Here is a 10,928-nt window from a genome sequence, read left to right on the forward strand (position 1 = left end):
GGAGTCGATCTGGTGATAGATCGGACGGATGGATAAGTCGCCTTTGAGTTCTTTGAACGCCTGTTCGATCTCGGTCAGTTGGATGTAATACTGCCACAATCGAGCGGGAGGTTCTCGGGTGAGATTAGGGTAGCTTGAGAAACTCTTTTTCCAGCGTGCTCAAACGTCCCCGGGGCGTGCCCACCAAATAATGAACGGGCGTCTCGGCCGCGCGCATTTGGGCGAGGATCGCTGCGGTCGGGATCCCGCGGTCCATCACCCAGGTGCGATGGGCTCGTCCGTAGTGTTCCTCGATACTCTTTAGAAAGCCGCCCAAGGTGGTAGCCAGCAGGCACCCCATTGCCGGGGACGATACAATCGCACCTCACGGAGCTTGATTCTCACAACCTCACAGTCCAAGGCAGGCGCCGTCCGGTCTTCTGGGAAGATCGCTAACTGGGTTGGCTGTGCCCGCCCCTCCTGGAGCACCTCGATGGTTTTACACCAAGCTGCTTTCTGACTGTCATTGATCTCCCCCAGGTACAACACCTGTCTCTGAACTACTCGATTCCCTTGCGTACGTCGGTTTTCCACGATGCTCCAGTAGCGGTGTTCCTTTCCGTCTTTGAGGCGGGTCTTGGCACGTAAGAACATGCCATCAGTTTTAGGAATACCGCTCGCCAGATCAAGGGCTAAAGTCGGCACTACAAGCCGTTTCGCCCAGTCGCAAAAGGCTCGATCCTTTCGGAACAAACATTTATAAAATTACCGACCTCAAAATCTCTAAAAATCGACAGTGAGTTGCGGAAGTGGGGTTAGCATGGTCCTGGGTAACGTCGGCGACAAGGTGGTGGAGGCATCGGCTTGGCCGGCCCAAAAGAGCGAAAGCCTTCTTGTTTACCGAAAACGCGTTCTAAATCTTCATCGCTACTGTGTATCCTTAGCGTAAAGAAAAGGCCGCACGGCAGTAAAGGAGATTGAATGGCGCGGAGGTCAGCCTGCATCTCCGTCAGAGCTACTTGGACATTCCGCTGCTGTTCTTTAAGCTGTTGTGATAAAGATCGGTTCCACTGCTTTTTGCGTGTCCACTGGAGCGCTTTGTTGGGCCGCTCAAACGCCAATTGCTAATTTTCCGCATGCAGTCGGCGATCCGTGGCATAGGCAATGTCGACGACATTGGCAGGTTCAAACTGCTTAGCAAGCTGCTCCAACATGGCCGCATGATCCTCTCCACTTGTCTCCGTGGCGAAAATCTCTTCACACGTTTCCCCGATGTCTTGCACAACTTCTCTCAAACCGATAGTAGCTTAGCGCAATAAGATTGATATCGGTCTGACCATAACCCTGATAGAACCATTCTATTTCATGGTCCGTGCGCCAAGCTCCACCCACCCCACCGCCGATAAACATCAGATCACGCTCCTTGGGCGCAAAAACCAACGTGTCCCAATCCACGATATACAGGGAGTTCGTGGTATCGATCAGAATATTCCCCGCGTGAATATCGCCGTGACATAGACAGCTCACTGGTGGCTGCTGGATAAGCTCTTTGGCAAGCTGTCCCGCCCGCGTGAGGATATGGCGAATAGTAGTGCTCTTTTCATCGAGCAAATGGGCAAGCCTGGAAGCGATAGGATCATCGAAGTTTAGACTGGCCGCTCGTTCTAGAAATGCAGTAACCCGATCACACCACACAGGGGAATAACCTTCCCGGGGAATCGTCCGGGCCAGTTCTGGAGGCACAACTGACGTATGCAGTGCTTTCAACCCCGCCCCTAACTCTTTCCATTGCCGATATGACAGATCGACTTCCCAACCCGACCTGCCGGTTACAAACGGATATAGGATGGCTGTGAAGGGATCAAGCTCCGCCCACAGGGGTTCCTGTTGATCGTGTTGGGATGGGAGTGATCAGTGGCTCCATACCCATTGTCACGAGCCAGTGCGGAATAGTAACGGTTCCGGCAGGGAAGTCTCCTAGACGGAGTTTAAGAAAGTACTGATCCCCACCTTCAACTGCAATGCGATACACGGCTGTGTTTACGTCTGCGCCAATTAGCAGGAAGGTAATATTAGTCGTGGATAAGCCATAGTCTCTTTCAATGCATGCGGTGATCTGTGTATCCCGCACGTCGGGAGCTTCAAGCATTTGCGCCTACCTTTCGCGTCGCATAGAATGGGAACTTATTGCACAACGTCCCGATGAGCCGCGCTGCCAACGCTAACCGGCGAAGCGGCGACCGCGGGCAAACGCGCGGCTCGATTGGGTTGTTAGACGGCCGGGGCGAGTGCACGAAGATAACCTAATCTCCCGGCGTGCGCTCTTGCTTCCAAACGTCCAACATTGCTTCGACTTCTGCTTCACGAAATTTCGGCAGCTCTTCGTCAATTTCATACCATGGCAGTTTCGTGTCTACGAAGATATGGTTGCTTGGTCGTGCCTCCGCGGAAATATCGAGTGAACCAACCGTGACGTTCGTCAACCAAGCGTTTTCCGGATCCAATGCCTCCCATACGAGGCGCGAACCACAGTCCTCACAGAATCCGCGTTTTCCATGTTCTGAAGAGACGTAGTACTTCGGCCTAGATTTCGTAAAAACTAACGTGCCCGCCTTTATCGGCACGGTGATCTCGGCAGGTTGGCCACTGCTTTTTTGGCAAATACGGCAGTGGCAGTAGTAACCGCTCGTTAGAAACACTTGCGCCTCGTATCGTACTTTTCCGCATAGGCAACCTCCGGTCACAGTCTTCGGCGTATCTCTCACTGGGTTTCTCCTTACCGTCGCCTAACGAATACGCATTTTTCCGTCGTGCGCAGGCGAGATACGCGAAACCGGCTCGGGCGCTAGCGCGCATGACGGATAAATGTCTGTTGGACTAAACCGCGACGGCACCGGGCTTGTCAGTCTGGATCAGGTTTCTTTACTAAGGGGGATTGTATTCCCGGATAGGGAGCTTGTGGAGGTCGCTGTCGCAGGCCAACCGACGACGGCGTTCAAATCAGTCAGTAAAAGGGTGGGTTAAGCGGAGCGCAACCCACCATAAAGATCGGCAGGGAGGCCGACTCAATTACGTAGCAAGTTTAAAGCGACAAGCGATGCTTGTCGATTGGTGGGTTACGGGCTGTCGCCCTAACCCACCCCTGATTCAAAGATCCCATCCACCCGCGGCGGCGGGTGCGCACGCACCTGCCGATTTCCGTTCTAGCGCCGACCGCAGCGCGCGAGGCGTTCGATTGCGCGCAGCGCCAAGGCGCCAATCGCGCCGGCGCGATCGCGTTGCGGCGCAGTTCCGGTACCGGGATGTCCTTGACCAATTGGAACAGACCACTCTGGTGTTCGATCAGCAGCATGACGGCATCGTCGGGATTGATCATCACGTTTTTTTGGGGCGTATTCACTTGACTCACGCGATCTCTTTACTTCTTAGTGAAGTAGCTCGTCATGAGGTTTCGGTAGTTCGGAATGTGGTTCGAGGAAAGCGTGCCCAGACCTTCAATGTCGTTGCGCCAGTCGCGGCGCAGATCGCAGGCCATGCCGAACCAGTTCATCAGTTGCGCGCCGGCAGCCTGCATGCGCAACCAGGCGCTGTGGCGGGTAACCTCATTGAAGGTGCCCGAGGCGTCGGTGGCTTCCGACGTTTTGAAAGCCGCGGTCGAGCGTGCTACTCTGTGCCGCCGCGGATGAGCAGTAAGCTAGCGCAGTTCGATGGCAGCGTCGTGGTCGAACGCACGCGTGGAGAATTGGCGGCCCGCTGTGCCGATGAACGGGCTAATAACCTGGCGCTGAATTTGGCTCACGAAATCATCATCGCGCGGAAAAGCTGTGAGGAAGCCAGACGGTTCCACGCCGAAACCGTGCAACAGAAGAAGCACCAGGAATATATGACAGATTCCTGTTCTCTGTCCAGACTGCCGATCAGGCCGATCCCGATGTACCTGTCAAGGCACGCGAATCGTAGAGCGTTGACGCAGCTCGGATGAGTTCGGCATTCTGAAACACGGGGCGTGATCGCTTGAAACTCGAAGGCTCGTGCCACTGCGGCTCGGTGCGATTCAAGCTCGAATCCGCGCATCCCTATCCCTTCATGCGCTGCTACTGCTCGATCTGCCGCAAAACCGCTGGCGCCGGTGGTTACGCGATCAACCTAAGCGGCAACAACCGGACGCTCAAGGTCAAGGGTAAGAAAGATATCTCCGTCTATCGCGCACGAATGATGGATGAGGACGCAGGCAAGACAGCGCGCAGCTCAGGCCGCAGAAGCTTTTGCAAGCGCTGCGGCAGCGCACTTTGGATTTGGGATCCGAACTGGCCCGATCTCGTGCACCCGCACGCTTCCGCTATCGACACAGCGCTCCCGGTCCCGCCTGAGCACACGCACATGATGCTGGCCTCGAAGGCAAGCTGGGTCGAGGTACAGGCGAAACGCAAGGACAAAAAGTTCGACGAGTATCCCGACGAATCGCTTGCAGAGTGGCATCAGCGGCTGAGGCTGGAGGACAACAACGATTAAGGATCCGTAACAGCTACGGCAACCGCAAAGCAACGCGCCGCCGCGCGGGGCCGCGAAGCGCCAGGCTAAATGAACGAGGGGCGCGCGATCACCATGAGCGGCAACATTGCCGATGCGGTGTCTATCCGAACATCGTCGCGGCGATGCTCGACACGCAAGGGAGCAACATTCAAGTGAGGTGCAAGATGAAAACATTGATCCATTCGGGCCTGTGCCCCTCATCGTTCGTGCCGCGCCTAACCGCGTGCCTCACCGTCGCGGCGGTCGCCGCTTGTGGCAACACAGCCGAGCTGCCGGTGTCCGCCGGCATCGGCCCGGACCCCAAGCTGCCGCCGCCGGAAAGTTCACTGCTCCCAACGGTTGACATCGCGCCGGCCATCTACTGGCCGACGGGGGTGACGCCTGTCGCCGCGCGGGGGCTTTCGGTGACCGCGTTCGCTACCGGCCTCGACCATCCGCGCTGGCTGCATGTGCTGCCCAACGGCGACGTGCTGGTCGCCGAAACCAATGCGCCCGAGGAGCGCCCGCTGCGCGAGGAATTGCTCGGCATCAGAGCTTGGATCATGGACAAGGTCATGAAGCGGGCCGGCGCAGCGGTGCCGAGCGCCAACCGCATCACCTTGCTGCGCGATGCTGATGGCGACGGAGTCGCCGAGGTGCGCTCGGCGTTCATCGAGAACCTGAACTCGCCATTCGGCATGGCGCTGGTGGGCAACGAGCTATATGTCGCCAACACCGACGCACTGATGCGTTTTCCCTACAAGCCGGGTGACACAAAGATCAGCGCTACCGGAACGAAGGTAGCCGGCCTGCCGGGCGGGCCGCTGAACCACCACTGGACCAAGGGCCTGATTGCCAGCGCCGACGGTGCCAAACTTTATGTTTCGGTCGGATCGAACAGCAACGTCGCCGAACACGGGATGGACCACGAGAAAGGCCGCGCGGCGATATGGGAATTCGATCGCGCGAGCGGCCAAGGCCGCGTCTATGCCAGCGGTTTGCGAAACCCGGTCGGCTTGGCCTGGCAAGGCAACACGCTGTGGGTTTCGGTCAACGAGCGCGATGAGATCGGCAGCGACCTCGTTCCCGACTACATGACCTCGGTGTGCGAAGACGGCTTCTACGGGTGGCCGTACAGTTACTTCGGCCAGCATGTCGATGAGCGCGTCAAGCCGCCGCAGCCTGATCTGGTCGCCAAGGCGATCAAGCCGGACTATGCGCTCGGGCCGCACACCGCATCGCTCGGCTTGACGTCGGCGCAGGGCAGCAGCCTACCCGAGCCGTTCAAACAGGGCATGTTCGTCGGCCAGCACGGCTCATGGAACCGCGATCCGCTCAGCGGCTACAAGGTGATCTTCGTGCCCTTCAACGGCGGCAAACCGAGCGGCATGCCGGTCGATGTGCTGTCCGGCTTCGTCAACAATGATGGCGAGGCGTTCGGGCGGCCGGTCGGCGTCGCGATCGACAAGCGAGGCTCGCTGCTGGTCGCCGACGATGTCGGCAATGTGATCTGGCGCGTAAGCGCTGCGACGGCGGGCACGGCGCCGGCATCGCCACCGGCGCCCTGAATGCGGCTCGGCGGCCAGGGACGAGTTTGATCCGAGCGCAGCTTAGGGCAGATCATGAATCGCGGGCGGTTTGTTGTCCTGCCCTATGCCGGCGACGGCAATGACGTCATCAGCGGCGGCAACGGCTCCGATTGGCTAATCGGCGACGCGGGCAATGACGTGCTGGCCGGCGGCAATGGCGATGATGCCCTCGACGGCGGCACCGGCAACGACGCGCTGAGCGGCGGCAACGGCAACGACAGCCTGGACGGCGGCGACGGCACGGTGCCTGCGGCGGCGGGCCGGGAACCGACAGCGCGGCGAACTGCGAGAGCGGGATCCCGTAACTGAAGTTACGCGGTTTCACCGGATTGTCATGCCCGAATGCTTTTATCGGGCATGACAATCCAGCACGGCATCACTTGCTTGCGGCATTGGGTCCAACTTGGCGTTTTGATACTCCGCCATAAGGGTGGAATCTTGTCGTAGGAGACCTGCGTCGCGCCGTGCTTGTCTTCGTAGACAGCGCAGCGCCAAGGTGCCATCGCGCCGGCGTCGCGGATGCGAAGTCTCCATATCGCGGGAGTGATGCCGTCTCGGCGAATGCATCTGTTTCGGCCATAACATGTTCACGAGTGTCCGCCATCGCTCACCTCCTGGCTTGGTGTGTACCACCGGGCGTCACCGCCGTTCCCTGAGGGCGCCTTTGCCGTTGCTTCTTAGTGAAGTAGCTCGTCATCAGATTCCGATAGTTGGGAATGTGATTGGAGAACAGCGTGCCTAGACCTTCGATGTCGTTGCGCCAGTCGCGGTGTAACTCGCAGGCCATGCCGAACCAGCTCATGATCTGCGCGCCGGCAGCCTGCATCCGCAACCAGGCGCTGTGGCGGGTAACCTCGTTGAAGGTGCCCGAGGCGTCGGTGATGACGAACACGTCGTATCCCTCCTCGATGGCGGAAAGCGCAGGGAAGGCCACGCAGACCTCAGTGACCACGCCGGCAATGATGAGCTGCTTGCGGCCAGTCTTTTTGATCGCTTTGACGAAGTCCTCGTTATCCCAGGCATTAATGTTCCCGGGACGCGCAATGTAGGGCGCGTTCGGGAACATCTCCTTCAATTCCGGCACCAGTGGGCCGTTGGGACCGGTCTCGAAGCTGGTGGTCAGAATCGTGGGCAGCTTGAAGTATTTGCCGCAGGCGGCTACGGCCAGCACGTTGTTCTTGAACTCGCTGGGCGAAAAGTCCTGCACCAGCGAGATCAACCCCGCCTGGTGATCCACCAGGAGCAGGGCCGCGTCGTCCTTGTTCAGGCGCTTGTATTTGAATGCACTCATGACTTCCTCCTCAGTCGATTGTGGGTGGACAGCACAGCGAGTGTAGAGTCGTGGGTCCCGGTTTGGCTAGACTAGGAACCCCGAAAGAGATGTTTGGAAAATCCGAACACCCGCGCTTAGCGGGTAGACAAGTCACGCTCCCAGGGCGGTACGCCAGCCAACGCATTGCGAAGATGTTGTACTACGACGCTGAGCCGCCGCAGCTTGTGCCGGTGGCGCACGTGACCCAATGTTCCGTACTGCATTCGCGGCCACACATGAAATACTCTATCACCTTGTACCAATGCCGGTCTCCCAACTTTTCCGTTTTTCGCCGAGCTTTGAAGCCTGCTCATCCCACAATCTGTGGTGCTCGGCATATTTGGCCCGCTCCGGGCTATCCTGCATCGGTAAAGAGACCACCACCTCGAGGCCCGGGTGGGCGTTACGCAGGCTCAGCGTGCCGCCGTGTGCTTCGGCGATCCGGCGGCAGAGATAGAGCCCGAGGCCGACGCCGCCGCGGCCGCGGGTGCGTGCCTGATCGGTACGGTAGAACGGCTCCGCCAACTGTGTTAAATGCGCAGCCGTGACACCCGGTCCGAAGTCCCGTACCGACAGTCGGACGCGGTGGGCCTCGATTGTCGTCATCACGATCGGCGGCTTGGCGGCCTCGCGGCCGTAGCGCAGGGCGTTGTCGATCAGGTTGTGCAACAGCAGTTGCAGCCGCGTTCGATCCAGCATCAGGGTTGGTAATCGTGGTGCAAGCTCGATCTCGAGTCTGCCTTTGCCAAGCGCGTCGGTTACGGTCTCGTCGACGAGCGCGTTGAGATCGGCCGGTTCGGGATGCAGCGCGGCGTGACGGTCGTTCAGACGTTCGCCCTCGAGCAACTTCTCGATCAGATCGCGCATCACGGCCAGATCCCGCAGCAGGGCGTCGCGCTCGCCGGACTCCGTAAGAAGCTCGGTATTGAGCCGGGCCCTGGCGAGGGGCGAGCGCAGCTCATGGCTGATGGCCAGCAGCAACTGACGTTTGGCATCCAGCATCCGCCGGATGTCCGCGGCCATGGCGTTGATCTCGGAGGCGAGATCGCTGAGGTCGTCGTCGCGGCGCTTCGGGATCGGCTGCGAAAAATCACCGCTTCCGAAGCGGACGGCCCCGGCGCGGATGTCATCCAGCGGCAGGAACAGGCGCCGCACCAGCCAATAGCTCGCCGCGGTCAGCAGCAGCAGCACCGCCAGGGTGATGGCCCCGATGATCGCCGGTCGGCCTTCGCGATCGGGCTTCGGAAAACGAAACATGATGCGGTGCCCGTCAGCCAGCACGCGCAGGTGCACCGGTGGGCGTCGTCTATTATCCGCACCGTCAACAGGGGAGTCTGCGTCGCTGTCCGGATGCGACGACCAATCGACCCTCGGCCCTCGGATGGCGATCTTCAGTGGCAGGCGCGCGACCAGCGCCTGTGCCCGCTCGATGCTGGGTGGGGTGGCGATCTTGGCGGCAAGGGCATCGATATGATGCTCGATATGGGGCCGCATGACGTCGTGGAAATTGCGGGACAGCGCGAGCCTCATCCCGTACAGAAACACCACGGCGAGCACCACGGCGAGAAACAGAAACAGAACCGTGAGCCGCACGCTGAGGGAGCGCTGCAATCGTCCGAGCAATGCCCTCACTTGCGTGCCCCGGCAAAGGTGTAACCGGCGTTTCGCAAGGTCCTGATACAGTCGAGCGGCTCGAGCTTCTTGCGCAAGCGGCTCACCAGGATGTCCACGGCACGAGTATAGAGATCGGCATCGGTACCACGCAGACGGTTCAGTATCTCATCGCGGCTGAACACCTTTTTTGGCTCCGATGCGAGCAGCTTGAGAAGCTCGAACTCGGTGCCGGTGAGATTGACGGGTTCGCCGTGCCGCAGCACCTCCCGGCGTTCCAGATCGATCTCGATACCGTCGAAAGCGAGCCGCTGCCGCGGTGCCCTGCGCCGCTCGCGACGCAAGATGGACTGGATCCGTGCCACCAGCTCGCGCGGCTCGAAGGGTTTCGCGAGATAATCGTCGGCGCCGATCTCGAGTCCTGCGACGCGGTCCGGCAACTCACCGCGGGCGGTCAGCATGATGATGGGAATGTCGCTCTCCTTGCGAATGGTTCGACACAACTCGAATCCGTCCATCTCGGGCATCATGACATCGAGGATCGCTGCGTCGAAGGGTTCGGTGCGCAGCCGCGCGAGGCCAACGCTAGGAAACGTGGCACTCTCCAAGTCGACGCCGAAATGCCGGAAATAAACCGCCAGTGGCGCCGCGAGCTGCTGATCGTCGTCGATGAGCAGGATACGGGACATGGCACATTCTCGCAGCTCCGTGACGCGAAAGACAGCGACGGCCCGGCACGCCGGGCCGTCGCGCAAGGGATGGAGAAACTAGCCCGACGGGTCGGCCTTGGGACGGTGATCCCTGTGGCCATGACGCCGCTCCAAGAGCTCGCGCGCCTTCTGCTGCTGCTCGGCGTTGAGACTGTCGAAGAGATCGGCCGCGGCCGCGATCAGCTTCGGGCCGTTGCTCTGTAGCCGAGCCGCCTTCTCGTTCAAGAGTGCCTGGGCGCGCTCGCGATCGAAGCTCTCATCCTTGATGAGCGATCGTATCCGCTCATGCCGGCCCTTCGAGTCGCCCATCATCGCTTTGTGCTGCTCGGAAAGCTTGTCGAAGAAAGTCGACAGCTTCTGCTTCTGCGCGTCGTTCAGGCCCAACTCCGTGCTGATCCGTTCTGCTCGTTTCGCCCGAAACTCGGCACGCGCCTTGTCATCGTGCATCCAGGATTTGCTACAGCCATGAAAGCCTTTGCCACGGTGTTCGCGATCGGCAAAGGCGGTCGCAGCGGTCGCGATTAGGGCAGCTCCGCAGAGGCCCACCAGTAATTGCTTGATCCACGGGGTCATGCGATTTCTCCTTTGAGATTGAGTTTGACACGGCGGCTATCATAACGCCGCCGGTAGCATCGATCCTTTCGTTGGCGTATCGCCGTGTTTCGTTTTGTTTCATCGCAGCGCGCGGTGAGGGTGGGTTGTTGCGCCAAGGCGCCCATCAACTTGACAGCTGCGAGCCGCAAGGAAGAATAGCTTCGCCTTCAGGTGTTCGACGGCCAATCGGCCGAGAATGAAACGGGAAGCCGGTGCGGATCGTATCCATCCCCAATCCGGCGCTGCCCCCGCAACGGTAGGTAGGCACAAAGGGGCCTCTAAGCCACTGCGCGCTCGCGCCGGAAGGCGATCCCTCTGACGCAGGACAGGGGTCGCTTACGAGCCCGGAGACCGGCCTGCAAGGCGATTGCGGTGCCGTGCCGCAAAACGCCCCGAAATTTAGCGCCTCGGGCCAATGGGCCGGCTAGAAAATTCCCCGATCCTGGACCCGCGTGTTTGACAGCTAACAGGTCCAGTCGTATCTTCCCGTCGGAATAAAAACGCCTTTTAAAATCCCTAGCGCGGCCTGTGGCCGCAACCAAAGTGTTTCCCCTCACCATGATGGATTAGTATAGGGACCGATGTCGGCCGACCATCGGGAGGGAGCGGGAAATGAAAGAG

Annotated in this window: 11 protein-coding genes, 3 pseudogenes and 1 riboswitch; of the genes and pseudogenes, 3 read left to right on the forward strand and 11 right to left on the reverse strand. The window is 59.7% G+C overall.

Going from position 1 to position 10,928, the window contains the following annotated elements:
* Window positions 1-124: 124 nt before the first annotated feature.
* The 7 genes and pseudogenes from M3436_16200 to M3436_16230 form a co-directional block, all read right to left on the reverse strand.
* Entirely contained in the window at window positions 125-316 is a 192-nt protein-coding gene (locus M3436_16200; protein ID MDQ3565588.1) for a hypothetical protein, read from the reverse strand.
* Window positions 301-684, reverse strand: coding sequence for a hypothetical protein (locus M3436_16205; protein MDQ3565589.1), 384 nt, complete (start codon window positions 682-684; stop codon window positions 301-303). The genes M3436_16200 and M3436_16205 overlap by 16 nt, the downstream gene beginning before the upstream one ends.
* Window positions 685-1,236: 552 nt before the next feature.
* A complete protein-coding gene (locus tag M3436_16210; GenBank protein ID MDQ3565590.1) occupies window positions 1,237-1,827 on the reverse strand; it encodes an aminoglycoside phosphotransferase family protein in 591 nt (196 codons plus the stop codon).
* Window positions 1,828-2,282: 455 nt separating this feature from the next.
* Window positions 2,283-2,678, reverse strand: coding sequence for a GFA family protein (locus M3436_16215; protein ID MDQ3565591.1), 396 nt, complete (start codon window positions 2,676-2,678; stop codon window positions 2,283-2,285).
* 554 nt (window positions 2,679-3,232) lie between these two features.
* A pseudogene (locus M3436_16220) lies at window positions 3,233-3,355 on the reverse strand (hydrolase).
* A gap of 42 nt (window positions 3,356-3,397) precedes the next feature.
* Window positions 3,398-3,607: pseudogene (locus tag M3436_16225) on the reverse strand (hydrolase).
* Window positions 3,608-3,673: 66 nt separating this feature from the next.
* The gene (locus tag M3436_16230; protein MDQ3565592.1) at window positions 3,674-3,853 is read right to left on the reverse strand and encodes a hypothetical protein; all 180 of its coding nucleotides are present in this window, start codon (window positions 3,851-3,853) and stop codon (window positions 3,674-3,676) included.
* A 140-nt stretch (window positions 3,854-3,993) separates the two neighbouring features.
* Between M3436_16230 and M3436_16235 the strand changes: the two genes are divergently transcribed.
* The 3 genes and pseudogenes from M3436_16235 to M3436_16245 all read left to right on the forward strand — a co-directional run bounded on the left by M3436_16235 (window position 3,994) and on the right by M3436_16245 (window position 6,320).
* On the forward strand, window positions 3,994-4,491 hold the full coding sequence (locus tag M3436_16235; protein MDQ3565593.1) for a GFA family protein: 498 nt from the start codon (window positions 3,994-3,996) through the stop codon (window positions 4,489-4,491).
* A 185-nt stretch (window positions 4,492-4,676) separates the two neighbouring features.
* Window positions 4,677-6,059 carry a sorbosone dehydrogenase family protein gene (locus M3436_16240; protein MDQ3565594.1) on the forward strand — a complete coding sequence of 461 codons (1,383 nt, stop codon included), beginning with the start codon at window positions 4,677-4,679 and terminating at the stop codon, window positions 6,057-6,059.
* 93 nt (window positions 6,060-6,152) lie between these two features.
* Window positions 6,153-6,320: pseudogene (locus tag M3436_16245) on the forward strand (calcium-binding protein).
* A gap of 367 nt (window positions 6,321-6,687) precedes the next feature.
* On the opposite strand, the gene M3436_16250 reads toward M3436_16245, so the two are convergent.
* The 4 genes from M3436_16250 to M3436_16265 all read right to left on the reverse strand — a co-directional run bounded on the left by M3436_16250 (window position 6,688) and on the right by M3436_16265 (window position 10,286).
* Window positions 6,688-7,371: a hydrolase gene (locus M3436_16250; protein ID MDQ3565595.1), complete on the reverse strand. Its 684-nt coding sequence runs from the start codon at window positions 7,369-7,371 to the stop codon at window positions 6,688-6,690.
* Window positions 7,372-7,641: 270 nt separating this feature from the next.
* Window positions 7,642-9,015 carry an ATP-binding protein gene (locus M3436_16255; GenBank protein ID MDQ3565596.1) on the reverse strand — a complete coding sequence of 458 codons (1,374 nt, stop codon included), beginning with the start codon at window positions 9,013-9,015 and terminating at the stop codon, window positions 7,642-7,644.
* Window positions 9,016-9,020: 5 nt separating this feature from the next.
* A complete protein-coding gene (locus M3436_16260) occupies window positions 9,021-9,692 on the reverse strand; it encodes a response regulator transcription factor (GenBank protein MDQ3565597.1) in 672 nt (223 codons plus the stop codon).
* Between the two features lie 78 nt (window positions 9,693-9,770).
* A complete protein-coding gene (locus M3436_16265; GenBank protein ID MDQ3565598.1) occupies window positions 9,771-10,286 on the reverse strand; it encodes a Spy/CpxP family protein refolding chaperone in 516 nt (171 codons plus the stop codon).
* Window positions 10,287-10,459: 173 nt separating this feature from the next.
* Window positions 10,460-10,682: riboswitch (cobalamin riboswitch) on the forward strand.
* The last annotated feature ends 246 nt before the right edge of the window (window positions 10,683-10,928 follow it).

It is taken from the genome of Pseudomonadota bacterium (assembly GCA_030859565.1).
In the GTDB taxonomy this organism is placed as follows: Bacteria; Pseudomonadota; Gammaproteobacteria; order JACCXJ01; family JACCXJ01; genus USCg-Taylor.

What these genes read in the sequence shown, in the direction of transcription:
- M3436_16240 (MDQ3565594.1), top strand. Translation starts at nt 4,677, where the DNA reads ATGAAAACATTGATCCATTCGGGCCTGTGCCCCTCATCGTTCGTGCCG.
- M3436_16250 (MDQ3565595.1), bottom strand. Translation starts at nt 7,371, where the DNA reads ATGAGTGCATTCAAATACAAGCGCCTGAACAAGGACGACGCGGCCCTG.
- M3436_16260 (MDQ3565597.1), bottom strand. Translation starts at nt 9,692, where the DNA reads ATGTCCCGTATCCTGCTCATCGACGACGATCAGCAGCTCGCGGCGCCA.
- M3436_16265 (MDQ3565598.1), bottom strand. Translation starts at nt 10,286, where the DNA reads ATGACCCCGTGGATCAAGCAATTACTGGTGGGCCTCTGCGGAGCTGCC.